At 49.0% G+C, this 17,303-nt stretch carries 18 protein-coding genes and 3 pseudogenes; 17 read left to right on the forward strand and 4 right to left on the reverse strand.

Annotated elements, in window-relative coordinates; translation table 11 throughout:
• Positions 1 to 7: 7 nt before the first annotated feature.
• The 6 genes and pseudogenes from ON072_RS09035 to ON072_RS09060 all read left to right on the forward strand — a co-directional run bounded on the left by ON072_RS09035 (position 8) and on the right by ON072_RS09060 (position 5,101).
• Positions 8 to 1,765 (forward strand): hypothetical protein, encoded by a 1,758-nt coding sequence (locus ON072_RS09035; RefSeq protein WP_144215763.1) that lies wholly within the window; start codon positions 8 to 10, stop codon positions 1,763 to 1,765.
• Between the two features lie 108 nt (positions 1,766 to 1,873).
• Positions 1,874 to 2,311 carry a hypothetical protein gene (locus ON072_RS09040; protein WP_208162327.1) on the forward strand — a complete coding sequence of 146 codons (438 nt, stop codon included), beginning with the start codon at positions 1,874 to 1,876 and terminating at the stop codon, positions 2,309 to 2,311.
• Positions 2,312 to 2,424: 113 nt separating this feature from the next.
• A complete protein-coding gene (locus tag ON072_RS09045) occupies positions 2,425 to 3,288 on the forward strand; it encodes a hypothetical protein (RefSeq protein ID WP_037475914.1) in 864 nt (287 codons plus the stop codon).
• A gap of 89 nt (positions 3,289 to 3,377) precedes the next feature.
• Positions 3,378 to 3,566, forward strand: a pseudogene (locus ON072_RS09050) (transposase); the annotation flags it as partial.
• Positions 3,567 to 3,774: 208 nt separating this feature from the next.
• Positions 3,775 to 4,125: a hypothetical protein gene (locus tag ON072_RS09055; protein ID WP_208162329.1), complete on the forward strand. Its 351-nt coding sequence runs from the start codon at positions 3,775 to 3,777 to the stop codon at positions 4,123 to 4,125.
• Positions 4,126 to 4,483: 358 nt separating this feature from the next.
• Positions 4,484 to 5,101, forward strand: a complete 618-nt coding sequence (locus ON072_RS09060) for a hypothetical protein (RefSeq protein WP_144221414.1) — start codon at positions 4,484 to 4,486, stop codon at positions 5,099 to 5,101.
• A 58-nt stretch (positions 5,102 to 5,159) separates the two neighbouring features.
• Here ON072_RS09060 and ON072_RS09065 read toward each other — a convergent pair.
• Positions 5,160 to 5,357: pseudogene (locus ON072_RS09065) on the reverse strand (IS481 family transposase); the annotation flags it as partial.
• Positions 5,358 to 5,366: 9 nt separating this feature from the next.
• On the opposite strand from ON072_RS09065, the gene ON072_RS09070 reads away from it, so the two are divergent.
• The 8 genes and pseudogenes from ON072_RS09070 (at position 5,367) to ON072_RS09105 (ending at position 12,741) form a co-directional block, all read left to right on the forward strand.
• On the forward strand, positions 5,367 to 5,723 hold the full coding sequence (locus ON072_RS09070) for a DUF1993 family protein (protein ID WP_208157276.1): 357 nt from the start codon (positions 5,367 to 5,369) through the stop codon (positions 5,721 to 5,723).
• Between the two features lie 57 nt (positions 5,724 to 5,780).
• Positions 5,781 to 6,203, forward strand: a complete 423-nt coding sequence (locus tag ON072_RS09075) for a hypothetical protein (protein ID WP_044734674.1) — start codon at positions 5,781 to 5,783, stop codon at positions 6,201 to 6,203.
• Between the two features lie 233 nt (positions 6,204 to 6,436).
• Entirely contained in the window at positions 6,437 to 6,940 is a 504-nt protein-coding gene (locus tag ON072_RS09080) for an ankyrin repeat domain-containing protein (protein WP_186264642.1), read from the forward strand.
• A 223-nt stretch (positions 6,941 to 7,163) separates the two neighbouring features.
• Positions 7,164 to 7,553, forward strand: coding sequence for a VOC family protein (locus ON072_RS09085; RefSeq protein WP_025889404.1), 390 nt, complete (start codon positions 7,164 to 7,166; stop codon positions 7,551 to 7,553).
• Positions 7,554 to 7,840: 287 nt separating this feature from the next.
• Positions 7,841 to 11,077: a DUF748 domain-containing protein gene (locus tag ON072_RS09090; RefSeq protein ID WP_274626032.1), complete on the forward strand. Its 3,237-nt coding sequence runs from the start codon at positions 7,841 to 7,843 to the stop codon at positions 11,075 to 11,077.
• Positions 11,078 to 11,425: 348 nt separating this feature from the next.
• Positions 11,426 to 11,668 (forward strand): annotated as a pseudogene (locus ON072_RS09095) (GNAT family N-acetyltransferase); the annotation flags it as partial.
• Positions 11,669 to 11,725: 57 nt separating this feature from the next.
• Complete coding sequence (locus ON072_RS09100; RefSeq protein ID WP_025889405.1) at positions 11,726 to 12,082, forward strand: glutaredoxin family protein; 357 nt, start codon at positions 11,726 to 11,728, stop codon at positions 12,080 to 12,082.
• 101 nt (positions 12,083 to 12,183) lie between these two features.
• Complete coding sequence (locus ON072_RS09105; RefSeq protein WP_243888511.1) at positions 12,184 to 12,741, forward strand: RDD family protein; 558 nt, start codon at positions 12,184 to 12,186, stop codon at positions 12,739 to 12,741.
• A gap of 11 nt (positions 12,742 to 12,752) precedes the next feature.
• On the opposite strand, the gene ON072_RS09110 is transcribed toward ON072_RS09105, so the two are convergent.
• On the reverse strand, positions 12,753 to 13,442 hold the full coding sequence (locus tag ON072_RS09110) for an energy-coupling factor ABC transporter permease (RefSeq protein WP_144221412.1): 690 nt from the start codon (positions 13,440 to 13,442) through the stop codon (positions 12,753 to 12,755).
• Between the two features lie 146 nt (positions 13,443 to 13,588).
• On the opposite strand from ON072_RS09110, the gene ON072_RS09115 reads away from it, so the two are divergent.
• The 3 genes from ON072_RS09115 to ON072_RS09125 all read left to right on the forward strand — a co-directional run bounded on the left by ON072_RS09115 (position 13,589) and on the right by ON072_RS09125 (position 14,800).
• Positions 13,589 to 14,023, forward strand: coding sequence for a hypothetical protein (locus ON072_RS09115; RefSeq protein WP_101059366.1), 435 nt, complete (start codon positions 13,589 to 13,591; stop codon positions 14,021 to 14,023).
• 66 nt (positions 14,024 to 14,089) lie between these two features.
• Entirely contained in the window at positions 14,090 to 14,446 is a 357-nt protein-coding gene (locus ON072_RS09120; protein ID WP_144221411.1) for a hypothetical protein, read from the forward strand.
• Between the two features lie 126 nt (positions 14,447 to 14,572).
• On the forward strand, positions 14,573 to 14,800 hold the full coding sequence (locus ON072_RS09125) for a DUF2986 domain-containing protein (RefSeq protein WP_025011444.1): 228 nt from the start codon (positions 14,573 to 14,575) through the stop codon (positions 14,798 to 14,800).
• A gap of 45 nt (positions 14,801 to 14,845) precedes the next feature.
• On the opposite strand, the gene ON072_RS09130 is transcribed toward ON072_RS09125, so the two are convergent.
• Positions 14,846 to 16,282, reverse strand: a complete 1,437-nt coding sequence (locus ON072_RS09130) for an MATE family efflux transporter (protein ID WP_232786041.1) — start codon at positions 16,280 to 16,282, stop codon at positions 14,846 to 14,848.
• A 106-nt stretch (positions 16,283 to 16,388) separates the two neighbouring features.
• Positions 16,389 to 17,249: an ion transporter gene (locus ON072_RS09135; protein WP_025011446.1), complete on the reverse strand. Its 861-nt coding sequence runs from the start codon at positions 17,247 to 17,249 to the stop codon at positions 16,389 to 16,391.
• Positions 17,250 to 17,303 lie beyond the last annotated feature (54 nt).

The following is a 17,303-nucleotide window of genomic DNA, read 5'->3' on the forward strand; positions in this document are numbered from 1 at the left end:
ATGACCAATGAATCAAGATTGGATTCTTCAAAAAAAGGAAACACGCCGGACTTTTTCAAAGTCTACTTGGGTGCCTTTGAGAGCATCAATTAACGATGAAAAAGGAAACTGCAAATATATAGGGCACGTTGACGAGTACTTTGGTTGTGGTTCTGTAGCATTTCCTCCAGAGCACAGAGAAATAGCAGAAAAAGCTAGCTGGAATGATATTGGGATTAGTTGTACCCCTCAACCTTATGCCTATGAAGATGGTTATTATTCTACAATTGAACAGTACCAATGGAATGACAAAGAACCAATCGGAGTCCATCTTATATTTGAGCACCCTCAACCCGTAGTTGGCGGAAGTTTATGGATATTGAATCCTGACTTAGTAGTAGCGCTTCGTCTTATAAAAGAGGGGAATAATTGGGTAAGGCCAGAAGAAAATTTTGTAGTAGTAGCTCGGGAGGTTCTCGATGACAAAGGGGAGCAGCGCCTGATCGAAATAAAAAGAGAGTTTCTTCTCGACTATTTAGCGGCTAGAAATTTATGTCTAAGGCTATCGTACTATCGACAAAGAGTTGAAAACGTACCGACACTTGAAAATAGCGAATATGCTGACCTAGAAGGCCACCAAGAAGAAAGGGATGGCGGCCGTTATGAACTTCGTATTCGCAATGTGAATGATATATTTGGCGGTAGCTGGGCAATGCTTCGTGCTTGGCGTACAGATGTAGACGAAGAGGAAGATGCTCCTGTGATGGGGCCCGAAACAAACGAAAATACTGATTATGAAAAGTCTGAAGGAAACAAATCCGGTTATGATGGTGTACGGGTGGAAGGAGAATTTTGGCGGGATGAATGGATTGAACACCAAGGCATAAGCAAACGCGTTAGAGGAGACGCTGATACAAATCTACCTCAATTCATAGTTGAAACAGATAGTACTCGCATCGCATCATCTGAACTAAACAATGAAGACGTTGGAAGGTGGCTGTGGTTTCGTCCAAGTATTGTAAATGAGCTGTTGGGACTGCGAGGCTTCTCACTTGAATGGTATACAGCAGAAACAGGTTCTATTCACTCAACGTCCGGTTATCGAATTCACTTTGGAGTAAACTCAGCGGATTTCATGACAGTATATGCTTATGATATTGCTCGCCTCCCTTCATGGGAACAGCACATATGGGCCGCACATAATGTAGTCCCAGAGGGCAAGGTTTCCAGTGAGTTGTTAGATTCTCAGGTTAAGGCTCAACCCGCATCCACACATGCAGTAGAGGAGTTACTATTCGAAGTAATGAGCATGCTGGAGAATGGATTTAAGCAAGAGTTTAATGTTTCTCTTTTCTCACATGATATAGATCGAAAAGAAGCCTTAAAGAAAATATCCAGATTCGAAAGTAAAGATCAAGCGTCATTATTAAGGCTAGCAAAAGAAATTGTACGCGTTTTCTCTGACCGGCTTAATGTCAAAGAGTTGCGGGCGTTATCAGTACATGCGAATAAGGATAAACTTGGCTCAAACAAACTACTTCAAGACATACTATCCCAGACAGTTGGAGATGATGCTGCTCGTAAAGTTTTTGGTTCAATTGTAGGTGCTTATGATATGCGAGTAGGTGATGCACACCCGACAAGTTCAAAAATCGGAGAAGCCTTAGAGCTTGCCGGAATTGACACTGAAAATTCGTTTTTAAGGCAAGGGCAACAATTGATTTCCAATGTTGGGCGGTCAATTTGGTGGATTGGTAAGATGATGTTTGAAAAGCCTAAAAAATAATGGGCTCGCAAGATGGCATAACAAGGCGCTGCTGTCGGACAAATTTTCCGCTGCGCTCCAAATTTGCCGCAGAGCGCGGCGTGAGCTGAACAGGAGGTTTATTTAAATATGGTGGCATATATTACTGAGGGTTATCCAAGTCGTTTAACCGACAGGCAGATTGAGCAACATATTAAAGAATACTCCGATGAAATTGTGAAGTTTCGGGGTAATACAAATTTTACTTCAGCATATGTACCGTTAATACAATTGGGTCAAGCTGAGTTACAAAATCGGCAGAATAAGAAAGTATTCAGATTGACACTTTTCATTAGTATTTTATCGTTACTCGTGTCTTTTGCGGCGCTTTTTGTTTCTTATTCGTCGATGGACTCTAGTAGTAGTTGGGAGCAGTCTCAGATTGAGCTTCTGCAAGAACTAAAAGAGACTATGTCTAACCCGAAGGTAAGTGTTGAAGCACCAAAAGTTGAAACCAACGAAGCCATTCAACAAGCTGATACACCGAAAGAAAGTTCAGCTAACAAGTTGCTTAAGAGTGATTCGTAACGCGTGGCAATTTTACTATGCGGTGACTTTTGTGTTTAAGGCACCGTGCGGTAGCTTTTGTATTGCGTTACTCACACCTTAGCAAAGCGTTGTGCGTAAGGGAGAATGAGTAAATGCCAAATTTACCCGTAATCAATCGGGTCCGGATATCCAATTTGCGGGAACACAAGACATCTTTGATCGGGGTCTTGCTCGGGATTTTATCTTTATCCTTGGCACATTACGCTGGATTTCTAATGAAGGTTCCAGTGCAGATTATAGCGGTAGCAGGAGCTCCGCTTGCCCCTGGCGTGACTGCTACCTTTCTGTTCTATGTGTTTTTCTGTGCGGTTTGCGCGAGGGTCATGGCTTCGATGTTTCAGCTCGCCTTTCTACCGTTCATGGCAGCGATGGATAGACTCGATCGCGGGCTATTCCGGCGGATGAGCTGGTCCAATCAGCGCCACTTTGTGAAATCCCACACTCAAACCATAAGATGGGAAAGCTATTATTGGCTGGCTCTTCAATCAGTGCTCTTCCTTCTCCTTATGTTAGCTATTTATGTGAAATTCGATATGGGTTGGTTTAGCGGGGCAGCATTAGCTTCCTCCCTGCTGCTTGTTCTCCTGACCGGGCTTGTTCGTTCTGGTTTTTTTCTTCAGCCAAAAGTCAACGTTTTCATTCGGAAGATAAAAAGCCGGCCAGCGCGCGCCAGACTTGCCGCATCTGCAACACTGGTAACAGCGACTGGAGCTTCAATTGTTGTCTCGTTTATTTTAGGGGTAATGCGCGCGGATCTCTTGCGGAATCAAAGCCCGCAATTAGTAATCACGGAGAATTTCTCAGCTATGGCAGCGGTGATGGCGAGCTCAGAGAGCGAACTTCTGATTTTCCAAAAGAAAGGGTTAGATTCTCGATATGTATACTTTGCATCAAATCTCATTACCACCATAGAGCCTAAAGATGTGTTTGAACCCATAGGATCTCAGGGGAAATAGTATGAACAACAAAAAGGACACCCAGCGTTAATGGCGCGGTAGTTAGCCTCCGACTATGCTTTGTTTAAGCATTTAACAAGGAGGTTATTATGCCGCGCCCTCGCCGAACTCAAATCAGCCTTGAAGATACACCTTACTACCACTGTTGCAGCCGCGTGGTACAGCGTGCCTTCTTGTGTGGTGATGATGCCTACTCGGGCAAGAATTATGACCACCGCCGTGGTTGGGTGGAATCGTTATTGTTTGAACTGGAAGCTGTTTTTGCCATTGATGTGGCGGTGCGAACAATATGGGCACCCACTATTAGTAGAGCAGAGACTCTAGCACCCAGACTCCTAAAAGACTGATGTTTCCACGAAGAGAACATCAGTCTTTCGCCTCTTTATTAGGCCATTCGGCTATAGACGTGAGTACAATAATTATGGCTCTCTGGGATTTAATAGCAACGCATCAAGATCAGACGGACGTTATGTGGAATTAAGAATCATGGATCAGGATTTCGATATAGAGATAGTGGCAGTACTGGGGCTGGAATGCTTGGAAAAGCATCTCAGTAAGTGTCCTATAGAGTTAGAACTTGTAGAGGCTCTCTCAAACACATTTGTACTAAAGCAAAACAAAGTATCTGAAATTGCAGGTTTTACGTTTGAATCTCAAGAAAATGATGTATACACATTTTCAATGTTTATATCTCATAAATCCCCGATCCCGGCCAGAAAAGTCGTTTCACAATTTTCAGAGTTTTTAAGAGCTGCTAAATTGCCCCATAAAATAACCAATCTACAGTATGAAGTTGATTTTTATGAGGAATGGGTAGACTATAATTGGCCGCCATAAGCATAACATGCAAAGGCAGCATCGGACTTTGGCGAGCCAGGTCGACGGCTGACCTTGCAACTATTTCGAAGAGAGCGGCGTGAGGTTTAACCACATGACCATGTTTTCCGGGACCTGCCTCATAAGCGGGCTTGTCAGAAAGCCAGGCCATATCAGTCGTCTCCTTGTGTACATCCAACCCGATAAAAAGTGTGTTTACTTTAGACATGTCGGCCCTCTGTAATTGTTTGCCAGGTCTTTCAATAAAGGCAACAAACAGTGGCTCTTGTTTAACTATATTTAACTAATCCACGCAAAAACGTGGAGGCCTACAACGGCATAGAGAATCATTGTGTCTAAATACCTAAAGTAGTCAGTTATGGAATTCAAAGAAGAATTAAAGTCAAAGTCACCACCTAGAATTAAGAAAGCTGCCCAAAAGATAGCCAAGAGTAAATTTGGCGGTTATGAACAACTATTGCTGGATGCTTTAAAGTGTTTGGTCGAGAGGCCAAATTCCTGGCAAGCACAATCTGAAGTGATAAGAGCTCTTGGCTTCGTTGGTTCTAGTTTATCTCTTGAATACCTAAGAGAACTTGAAAGCAAGAGTCATGATGCAACAGTTCTTTACAAGGATATAGGTTTTGCAATTTGCATGATTAATGATGTGAGCAATGATTCATTCTTATACATTTTGAGCATTCTCGATACAGAGAATGACCTTTTGCTTTCAGGGGCATGCGCTGCAATTTTAACGTCGGGCAGGGTACCAGATGAAAAGACGATCAATATGCTATTAAGCTCCGTCATTAAAAGAGATTTGGATGAAGGTAAAGTAATAACACCTAGATGTTACATTGCTGCAGCTTGCTACAATTGGCCTCAAGCTTTAACTAAAAGTTTTCTTTTAGCATGTACTGAATCGAAATGGAGCGGACTCATAGAAATCGCAGAAAGCTCGCTAGCAGGTAAAAAGACAAAGTATGTACTTGTGTAAGTTGTACTAGCTCAGACCTGAGCTGACAGTTACCCGATTTTGGGGTGCCGTTGTCAGATTAGATTTGGGTTAAATTCTTTTCCGCCCTAATCCGTTTTCCATCAATTAATGTTGCCATCGGTGTGCGGCCGCAGCACATTTTGCCTTGATGGGTGCGTTCATTGTTATACAGCGCCAACCATTCGTCCAAGTCTTTTTGCAGTTCCTCCAGTGTGCCGTACAGCTTTTTGCGGAACGCGACCTGATAGAACGGTCTTGTGGATAAATAGCCTTTACATACAATCAACCACGCAACTTCGCGCAGTGGTGTGCCAATCAGCCTATGGACAATCTGGATTCGTGTGTGGAGTCGTTAGATAAGGCACTGGTACATATCAACAACACCAAACAACTGTTGCTTGCTGCACAGAGTGATGACTCAAAGATGTTGGAAGTAACGCGCATTGAGCTGGATCAAGGCTCGTACATAGACCTTCCAGGTACCTTATATATCAATGACTTCCTCATCCCCAATTTTTACTTCCACATGGTTACGGCCTACGATATTCTTCGCCATAAAGGTCTGGACATAAGCAAACCGGACTACATGCTGCATCTTGCATCCTTGGTGAAGCAGGCATGAAGCCCGATTGTTCATGTAAGCCAATACAACTTAATTAAGACATCAAAAGAAATGGATATGGAATACAGCAGAGAAAATATTGAGCAACTGCTAGAAGGAAAACTGCAGGAAGCGGTAGATAATTTTGGTAAAAAAGAGCTAAGAATCATTGATGTAGGCGTGTTTCCCTGGCACTCGGAGATTAGCGTATCCTTTCTCTTCAGCGAAGATTCGGCAGAGGAAGATGATATCGCAGCATGGCCCTATTTTGATTACTCCAAGATATTTGCAGGAGATTGGGAGCAAGCCAGAGAATTAGCCAAGAAAATGAATGAAATGTGGGCTATCAATAATGATCCAATCCCATTCTTCTCGGATTTCGGTTCTGCATTAACATCTGACCGAATATCGAGCGTTATAAAACGGTTTAATTTGGCACCGGACTTCAGGATACAAGTACTGAACCCTGATGATCCTAATAGTAAGAACTTCTGCACCTAGTGAGTCGCCGCAACCTTCTGCCAAAGCGCCAACTGCAATTTAGGCCTATCTCTACAAACAGAGTGCCACGAGGACTTGTTCGCACCTTCCTTAGGTATACAGGCCACTTGTGAATGTTTGCCAGTATTTTACGGTAAAACTCGGCAAGCATGAGGCGGTCGATTAATCGAATACACTCGAAAACACTAGGCTTGATATCCACAGGGAATCATTAAGTCAGGACGGATAAATAAGTGAACGAAGCAGTAATACTGAAATTAAGGACACTCATGGCATGCATCAGGGAGAAGAGAACCGCTGATGCAATCGACTTTCTATCAATGAACACTGAGCTGGTTCAGTTACAAACGCCATTGGGCAGCTTTCTTCATATTGCGGCTGATAATGACAACTTGGAATTGTGCCAGGCTCTAGTCAAGCTGGGAGCCGATATAGATAGTAGAGACAATCTCAGTGGTAGCAGCCCAATCCATAGGGCTGCTTCGAATGGCAACGAAGATATTTTGAACTACTTCATCGGCCTTGGCGCAAGGCTCGATACTTCTGAGCCAGACCGTAATCCCCTTTTTACCGCAATTCATTATGGCCACTTCCATATTGTGAAGCGGTTGGTTGAGGCGGGCATAGATACCAGCATCCGTTATACCGGCCAGACGATGAAGGAAATGGGAGCCCTTGAGTTTGCCCATGAATGGGGCCGCACTGAGATTGCAGATTACATCAAACTCATCAGCTAACCTCCCCCCTTCAACTTTGCTGTTAGCACATTCTTCAGCGCCGAAAAGGTTTCCATAATTCGGGCTCCGGCATCTTGTGCCCCTCTTCTTCGTAGTCCAAGAAAGCCACAAAGCACAGCCGACTCGACTACACTCAAAGCTGAACTCAAAGCGGCTCAAGATCCGCTGGCCGGCGATCTTCGCAGCCGAATTGTCAGCCCCTCAGTCTCAGGAGAACCTATCTATGAACTCCCCCTTTACTACCCATGGAGCCTTAAGTTGGCACGAACTGACCGCCAATGACTCTGAGTTGGCGATGCGGTTTTATGGTGAGATTTTTGGATGGAGCTTCAAGACGATGCAGTTGCCACAAGGCCCCTATCACATCATAGAAAATGACGGTATCAGCATAGGTGGCATCACGGACAGCCCGGCGCCGGCCATGCCAAGTAACTGGACTGGTTACATTACCGTTAAAGATGTCGACGCCGTCGCCATTAAGGCCAAAGCACTGGGGGGCGATGTACTCTACGGCCCTGAGGACATTCCCCAGGTCGGCCGCTTTTGTTGGATAAAAGACCCCTGCGGCGCTATTATCGCCGCCATCACCTACAGCAGCCCAACCAAAGGATAAAGACGGGCAAAGGCAATAGTCTTGCCAGGATTCAGGTTTGCTGAGCTGATACTGAGCATTCAAGGTCTTTACAACCTTGGTTATTGCCCTCTTGTGAATGCAATGTTCAGCGAAAATCACTCTTGATCATTGCAACATGTAGCTAAGTTTTCTTTTTGTATCATGCATGTATCGAGCAAGATAACAAAAATCATAGGTTCAGAAGTGACTTACAAAGCATACCGAATACGCGTTAGAATAACGCCAAATTTTTGCCGCAAACCTGCTTCAAGGGATCTCACACCGCTATGCCCAATGTGCTGACTCAGCTCTTTTTACGCTTTCGCCGGGCGCCGCTCGCCATCAAAACAGGCATCTATCTGCTCATCGGGTATGGCCTCTACGCCCTGCTGCTTGGCGGGCTCGCTCCCTGGGTGATAAAGTCACAAACCCCAAAGCAACTGCAACAACTGCTCGGCCGTCAGGCGAGCCTGAACGATATCAGCATCAACCCGTTCCTTCTCAGAGTCCGCCTGGATAACTTCGCCCTGCAGGAGAGCGACCCACAGCAAGTCTTTGCATCTTTCAGCCAGCTTGAGTTGGAGCTGGCATTTTGGCGCTCGCTGACCCAAGGGGCCATCGCCATAGATCATATCTACCTCGTTGATCCACAAGTGAATGTGCAAAGGCTTGCGTCAGAGAATGGCCAAGCTCAATTCAACTTCAGCGATATGCTTGCCCACCTTGAAACCAACCAAGCACCACAAGCCGAGGCTACAGAAGACACCTCTGAACCGCCCAGAGTCATTGCCCGGGATATCCGGGTAACAGAGGGTAAGTTCGCTTATATGGATAAGGTCGCCAATACAGAGCTCAGTTACGACGAGCTTAATTTCAGCCTGCAAGCTTTGGATACCAAGGCTTATAGTCTCAGCTTGCCGGAAGACGAGAACGAACCAGTACTGGCGAAAGATGCCAACCGCTATGCCCTGTCCTTGACCGGCAGCGATAACGGACAATTGCAGACTCAGGGACAGTTTCAGCTGCAGCCTCTCGAAGTCAGCGGTGAGCTGCAACTGGCCAAAGTTTCCCTGCTACCCTTCTGGCCGTTTGCCGATGGGCTTATTGCCGCTAAGCTCAGTGACGGTGAACTCAGCTTCCAAAGCCAGTACCAGTTGAAACAGCAACAAGACCAACTGCATTACAGTACTCACAAGGGCCGGTTTATTCTGGAAAATCTGCTGTTCTCCGACCAACAGCAAGCCAGAGTCAAGTTGCCGCTGTTGGCACTGGATAACATTCGGGTGGACGGCGACAACCAGAATGTTGATATCGACGAACTGGCGCTGCAAGGCCTGTGGGCCGATGCCCGCCTGGATAAGCAAGGCCTGGATTTACAGCAGCTCTTTATGCCCGCCATGCCTGCCACAAATGCCAAGCCCGATGACACCGCGGCCGAGGCACAAGTGGAACCAGCACTAGCCCAACCAGAGGCGGCAGATGAAACCGAGGCGTTAAATAAGGCCACAGCGAAAGAAAAAGCCACAGCGCATACAGCCGCAGAGCCAAACAAAGCCCAGGAGCAAGAGAAACAGTGGCTGCTGACTATTGGCAAAATCAGTCTCAAACAGGCCGATCTCAACCTGTTTGAGCAGCAGCAAAGCGATGGTGTCCACTGGCGTGTCTACCCATTGGATATCACCACAGGTCCAGTGCGTTCCGATCTCGAAGGAAGCATAGACTACCAGTTGCAACTGGCACTGAGTTCTGATGCCCAAACCCAGCCGGAAACCAGCCAAGGCCAGTTCAGCTCCACCGGCGCGATAGATGCCAAGGCATTCACTGTCAATGGCGAGCTGACGCTGACTGAGCTGGAGTTGCAGCAGTTCCAGCCCTATCTGACGCCCTATCTCAATATGCAGCTTGAAAGCGGCAAGTTGAGCACTCAGGGCAAGTTCACGGCCAACGCCGAGGGGAAGGCCCATTTTCAGGGACAGGCCGGAATTGGCAAACTGCTTATCAAGGATGGATTGGCATTTGAGCCTCTGCTGAAATGGCAGAATATGGCGATAGATGCGATGAGCTTTGATTCCGAAGCAAACAGCCTGAAAATCAGCAATATATTGCTGGAACAGCCATACGCCAAAGTAATGATCACCGAAGATCAGCGCACTAATATCGGCGAGCTGATCCGCGCCGAACCACCTGGTGATAACTCGGCGGCTCAGTCGCAGACAAAACAAAGCCAGGAAAACGAAGCGCCACAGCAAACGGCCGCCAAGGAAAAAATCAACACCAAGGCCTCGACAGATAAGGCATTTAAACTGGATATCGGCAGCATTGCCATCAAAAACGGCTCGGCCTATTTTGCCGATAACTCCCTCACCCCTAACTTTGCTTCAGGTATCGAGGCGCTGGAAGGCAAGATAAGCCACCTGTCTTCTACCCCGGGAACCAAGGCCAGTGTCGATATCAAGGGCAAGATAGACAAGTATGCTCCAGTCACCCTAAGGGGAGAGGTGAATCCGCTGCTGGAGAAACCCTATCTGGATCTGGATTTGGTATTCAAGAGTGTCGAGTTGACCTCGGTGAATCCCTATTCGGGCACCTATGCCGGTTACTACATAGACAAAGGCCAGCTGTCTTTAGCGCTCAACTATCAACTGGAAGACAACCAGCTGAAGGGAGACAATCATCTGGTGATAGATCAGCTTAAGCTGGGTAAACCCAGTGATTCCGATCTGGCCACCAGTTTGCCGATTACCTTGGCTATCGCCCTTTTGCAGGACAGACATGGGGTGATAGATCTTGGCTTACAGGTTTCAGGAGATCTCGACAGCCCAAGTTTCAGCTTTGGCAGCATAGTGATGACCGCCATCACCAATGTCATCACCAAGGCGGTCACCGCCCCCTTCTCTTTGCTGGCCGGTCTGGTTGGCAGTGATGAAGAGCTGAACCTGGTCGCTTTCCAACCCGGTATAGCCACGCTGGGCGCTGACGCCGAAGATAAGCTGAGCAAGCTGGCCAAGGCGCTGGATGACAGGCCCAAGCTGCAATTGAGCATTGAAGGCAGCGTGGCGCTGCGGGAAGACAGTGAGGCACTGGCAGAGCAAAAACTGCAGCTGCAACTGCTCAAGGCCAGCAAGCTTGCAGCCCTACCGGACGAGCTGAGCGCCAGTCGATTCCCTACCCAGGGTAAGCTGGCAGATGCCCTGGTGGAATTGTTCGAGCAACAGCTCAAACTGGATGCCGATGCGGAAAAAGACAAAGTGAAGCAAAAACTTGCCGAAAAGGCCGACGGTGAAAAAGTCGATGAAGATACCCTGCTCACCGTCTGGCATATGGGCCTTTACAACCAACTGCTCAGCGCTCAGGAGATCAGCAATAACGAGCTGGCTAATCTGGCTCAGGCCAGGGCCCAGGCCATCAAGGCCTTCCTGGTGGACAGAGCAGCCGTCGCGCCGGAAAGAGTCTTCCTGCTCGACAGCAAGACAGAGATGAAACAGGATGCATCTCAGGCGATTCTGTCACTGAATGCCGATTAAAACCTATTGAAATCACCTAAGAAAGGCTCCTATGGGAGCCTTTTTCGTATTCATGACGGATTATTGAACTGGTAAAGTGTTGCAGGGCTGTTATTATCGCCGGCAATCAATTCAGCCAAAACCAATAACCACAAATGCCAATAAGTCTGCAACAGATAACCCGAGACAACTTTGAAATCGTAGGCCCCCAAGCCGGAGCAACGCGATCTGCTGGCCGATAATATGCTTTCCATCGCCGAAGCCCAGTTTTTTCCTTTCTATGTGCCCAAGGCGATTTACCTGGACGACACTCCGGTAGGCTTTTTGATGTATGAATAGCTTGCTGAAGAAGAAAAACCCGACGATTACAACATATTCCGCTTCATGGTAGCCGAAGGGTATCAGCAAAAAGGCATAGGCAGCCGCGCGATGGCTCTGGTACTCGAGGAGATCCGCGCCCAGGAAAATGCGCAGCGGGTGCATATCTGCTATGCAGATGAACACCAAACAGCAAGAGAGTTTTACGCCGGTTTCGGCTTTGTTGAGCAAGGGCTGGATCCGGAGGATGAAGATGAAATCATCGCTACCCTTGAACTCCAAGTCCGGGCTTGAGTTTCACCACCACTGAGTTAAACTGCCTGCCGTTTCAAGCTTATATAGAGGATGCTTATGTTTGTTATTCGTTGGATCCTGGGGCGGATTATTTTGCTGCTCAACTTTGTTTTTTCACCCAAGGGCCTTAAGCGGCAACCCGAGCAGCAGGCGGATATCGATGAACAATGTCGTAGCCTCAGCCTGTATCAGTATCCGGCCTGCCCTTTCTGCGTCAAGGTAAGACGAGCCATGAAACGCCAGAGCCTGAATATCACCACCCTGGATGCCAAGCAGGAGCCACACAAGAGTGCCCTGCAAAACGGGGGCGGCACCATGAAAGTTCCCTGTTTGAAAATAGAACAAGCCGGTGAAGTGACCTGGATGTATGAATCCAACGACATCATCAGCTATCTCAATCAGCGTTTCGGTTGATCAATCCCTTGCCTGCCGTGCCAATACGGCAGGCACAGCTTGTTCCAAGCTTTATTCCTGTGTATCGTCCCAACAGTAATTATTAATCAGGGACAGAGTAAATGGCAGCAGAGCAAAACCCACGCAACATAGAGTCAGTCTTGGCTCATCAAGAACAGACAATCCCTACGGAACTGGCCTCGGGAATGACGCCTCCACCACCCGTTGCAGAAGCAGCAAGCAATGAATCCAGCTATCCCATCTATGTCGGTTTTTGGGAGCGACTGGCGGCAACCCTGCTGGACTCACTCATGTTGATGTGCATCACAGTGCCACTGACTCTGCTAGTCTTTGGCATTGATGCCATATTGGAGAACGATGCCCTAATCTTGGGCCCGCTCGATGTTGTGATCAACTACCTGTTGCCTTTCATCTTGATCATCTTGTTCTGGCATTATAAGTCGGCGACTCCGGGCAAGATGGTGCTAAGAGCCGTCATTGTTGATGCCGACACTTTGCAAAAGCCATCAACCACCAGCCTGATAGTGCGCTATTTAGGCTATATCCCCTCTACTCTGGTACTCGGCCTTGGCTATCTCTGGGTGGCCTTCGATCCCCGGAAACAAAGCTGGCATGACAAACTCGCCGGCACCCTGGTGATCCGCGCCCCCAAAGACTAAAGTCGCACCTGTCAGTGACGCCAGAGATAGACCCGGTCCGAGTAGTCGTAGAGCCACTCGGGCCGGTAAACCACCAATAGAGTCACTGCCATACCGTTGAGTAAAGCCTCCGGGAATCCAAGCAGCGGAATAAGCAGCAGATAGTTATCCACCAGGTAAGTGGCACTGTAATCCGTGCTGGCCCAGAGATAAGTCGACCAAGCGAGAATATGGCTGACGACAGATAGCCCGGCATTGAGAAAACCTGCCACAAAAATGAACACAAACAAATGTTTGGGTAATTTATGATAACTCAAGCTGTGTACGGTCAATGCCAATAAAAGCGGCAGGCAGACAGCAAACAACATCATGGGGCCCAGCATCCAGGGCTGGTGATAGACAAACAGGCAAAAGAAGCTCACCGGCAGCAGCATCAATACGGACGCCAAGCGCCAGCCGAACATCAACATCAGGGTTACCAAGGCCAGAAAATGAGCGTGGATCCCCTCGGTAACACTGGCATTGAGTAGCCAAAGGCCATTAATGGCCAAGGTACTGAGCAGCGCCCGCCACTGCAAGCTCTTGTCCGCCAGCAGTTGTTGCCAGTCCCGTTTGGGCCAGATCCAGGCATACCAGCCAACGAGCAGAACCAAATAGAGGATATCCGTCAGCCCAGGTTGCCATTGCACCTTATCGAAAAGATGTTGAAGATACTCGAACATAACCTACCATCCGGTTATCAAACAAAGGCGGTAGAGGTCGATGCTGCGCTGACTTATCACGCCGTTAATGCAATTGTGCTTATTCTGCAGTAAGTTAACGATAATTTGTATCTCCAAAAAAATAATAAGGATAATCACCCCAGCTTATGCGTGCGCTTTTTCTGTTATTACTGCCACTGCTGCTTTGTAGTTGCAGCTCAAAACCCAGCATAGATCCGGCCGATTTTGCCGGTGCCATCAAAGACAGTTTCCAGACGGATATCAAGGCCGATGGCTTGAAGCTCTTTACCTATACGGCGCGGCTGATAACGCCCGATTCTGGCGGCAGTTACAGGATAAGTGTCCAGGCACCACGTACGGCAAAGGAGATGCGCCAACAACTGGCTATCAGAGAAGCCAGGCAAGCCGTGTTTGAACAGCAACTGCAGCTTGGACTCGATAACACCCTCAAAATGAATCAATACTGCCGTGAAGGTTTTTATGAACTCAGTCGTCTGCTGCAATCCGACAGAGGGGAGATCCGCGGTGAATGTCGGGATGGCGCCAGTGAGATGGACAGGAGTCGCTTCGGCAACAAGTAATTTTTTTGAAAATAAGCCTCAAATTTGCTAGTTTTGCCGCAGTTTCCCGCTTCAGGTGTATTTGAGATGGAACCCACAGGAATTATTCAGGAGATAGAAGAGTCGGTTAACCGCAGCAAGGTTAATCGTCAGTTGTTGTTGGCCACCAGTCTGTCGGCCGTGGTCGCCATGGCTTTATTGCTGTTTGGCGATCAATATGCGCACCTGTGGCAGGATGAAAGCGCACTGCAACTCAGCCTGTTCCGCCCCGGTTTTTTGTTGCTGATAGTCTCGGGGCTGATAGTGATCCCCACCAGCGTGGTAGAACTTATCAAGGCTGCCAAAACGCCGGATAGGCCACTGATGTTGGATATGGCCCTGCTCAGTATTGGGGTCGCGGTTTCCATGAGCTATATCGGTGTCTTCATGACCCTGTTCCTGTAAGTCGGCTCCAGTCATCGCGGTATTCAAACACCGACACTGAGACAGTTTGAGCTTGTTGCCCGGCCGCCGGCAGGCTAAAATGCCTGCCCTTTGCCCATCCAAGTGGGAAGTACCAGGAAATTTAGCATGAACAAGCGACAAAAACTGACCAAAAAACTGGCCAAGCGTGCCAAAGCCCGGGAAAACAAGAAAGAGATCCCCAACTCAGGCCCAGCCAAACAGGGTTACATCTCCAAGGCCGAGCGCGCCAAAATCGCTGCCGCCGAGCAAGCAGAAAACAATGCTGTTGAGCAGCCAGATAACGGCGCTACGGAAAGCGCTGCGGCCGCGACTTCCCAATCTGACACCCAATAAAACGTTTCCAGGCCCCCTCTTTAAACGCATGAGTCGTTCCCGGCATTAAGACCTCTCCCGCTGGGGCGAGGTAGCCTGGGCACTGGCTATCGGCTCCAGCTCTTCGGTCATCTGCCCCATCTGGGTACAGGAAGACGACAATGGACTGCTGGAGGCCATGGAGAGCTCCTCCTCATCAAGCCCGTCGGCCTCAAGACCTTGCTGGCGGCCATTGGCGGCCACTCTGGCAACCAAGCGGTAGGCGGTGATCACCGCCAATACACCAAAGAGCACTGAACCCAATGCCTGACCAATCAAGACTCCATATACCCCACCGAGCTCGGCTCCCAGATAAACAAATGGCAGCGTCCCGATAGTGGCCTTGCCCACATTGAAGGCGGTCGAATACTTGGCTTTACCCAGATTGTTGAACGAGGCGTTGGCCACAAACAGTGCGCCGTTGAACAGGAAAAACAGCGCCATATACTGGCAGAAGAAACGTACCAGCTCGGCAGAATCCCCGCGCATGTCGAATGCCAAAACCAAAGGCTCGCGCAGCAACCACAACAGCAGCGACATTCCAAGCACATAGGCGATACAGAATTGCAGCGCCCTTGTCAGGCATTCGCTGAGCCTGTCATAGGCCCTGGCGCCATAATTCTGCCCTATGATGGGCCCTATGGCGCCGGAAAGCGCAAAGATCATTCCAAAGGCCACAGGGGTCAAACGCCCAACGACGGCCCAGCCGGCGACGAAGCTGTCACCAAAGTCGGCAATCGCCCGGGTCACTACCGCATTGCCTATGGGGGTGGCCACATTGGTCAGCATGGCCGGCCCTGCGATGGCAAAAATGGCGCGCAGATCGCCGCGAAAGCTTGCAAGTTCGAAACGGCTCCAAAGGCCGTGTTTGATAAACACACCTCTTGCCGCGATCAGCAGCACACTGAGGCGCGCCAATACCGAGGCGGTAGCCGCGCCTTCTATGCCCATGGCAAACAGGAAAATAAAAATGGGGTCAAATACCGCATTGACCGCGCCGCCCGCCAGGGTCGATAGCATGGAGAGCCTGGCATCACCCACGGCGCGCAGGGCACTGCCAAGCGCCATCGCCAAACAGATGACCGGCAAGGAAGGCACCAGAATATACAGATAATCGGCGGCAAGCTCGGCGGTATGTCCCCTGGCGCCCACCAGCGCCAGCAGTTCAGGGATAAGAGCCGTCACCACTATCGCCATCAGACTGGATACCAGCAGAGTTACCATGGCGGCATTCAGCAGCAAGCGCTTGGCTCCTTCTGTGTCTCTGGCACCTACGGCGCGGGACACCAGTGCCCCCAGCGCAATCGACAGGCCGATACCTATGGAAGTGGTAAAGAAAGAGATGGTACCGGCATAGCCCACGGCGGCCGCCAACTCCAACTCTCCCAGCATGCTGAGGAAAAAAATGTCCAGCAGGTCGACCACAAACAGCGCCGAGATCCCAACGGCCGCGGTAGAGCTCATCACCAGAATGTGACGCAGTATATTGCCCTCAACAAACTTAGCCTGAGTGACGGCCTGAGTGGCTGTTTGAGTGACTGTCTTAGCAGATGATTGGTTGTTTGACACCCTAGTCCTTGTTTTCTTCCGGAGGTGGCTCCAGTTCACTGCCACAACGGTTACAGTAGAGAGCATGGTGATCATGCCCGGTTTTCAAGCAGTTGGCGCAGCGGCGCAGATCGCGGCTACGGCCCATCTCCTGGGAGATTTCAGCGGTGAGGATCCCCGTGGGAATGGCGATTATCGAATAACCCAAGAGCATGGTAAACGCCGCTATGGCCTGTCCGAGTTCTGTCTTGGGAGTGATATCACCGTACCCTACTGTGGTAATGGTCACTATGGTCCAATAGACAGACTTGGGGATCGAGCTGAAGCCGTTGTCCGGGCCTTCGACCACATACATGATGGCGCTGAGCACCATAATGATAAGACTCACAGAGAAAAAGAAGATAAACACCTTGCGACTCGACTGCAGCATCGCCTTGAGCAGCAGGTTTCCTTCACTCAAGTATCTGAGCAGCTTGAGTACCCGAAAAATTCTGAACAACCGCAGAATACGGATCACCAGGGTAAAATTGGCCCCGGGGAAGAACAGCGCCAGATAACTGGGCAGGATACTGAGCAGATCCACTACGCCGTAAAAACTGCGGGCATAACTCAAGCGATTGCTGGAACAATAGAGCCGCAGCAGATATTCCAGAGTGAACACCAAGGTAAAGGCCCATTCCAGTGCCAGGATGATATGTCCGAAACGGGCATGGATATCGGCCACTGTATCGAGAAAAACCAAGGCAACACTGAGAATAATGCAGATGATCAAGCTGATATCAAACCAGCGGCCGGCGGGCGTTTCTGTACCAAAGATGATGATCCTGAGCTTACGCTTGAGTTCCGGCTCCGGCGGCGTATCTGTCATCTTATGTTGATTCATGCGCTAAGCTTTCCTTACTTTCCAACCAAACGGCACCTCAATCTTTACCCTTTC

The sequence above is a fragment of the Shewanella sp. K8 genome, from assembly GCF_028823715.1.
In the GTDB taxonomy this organism is placed as follows: domain Bacteria; phylum Pseudomonadota; class Gammaproteobacteria; order Enterobacterales; family Shewanellaceae; genus Shewanella; species Shewanella algae.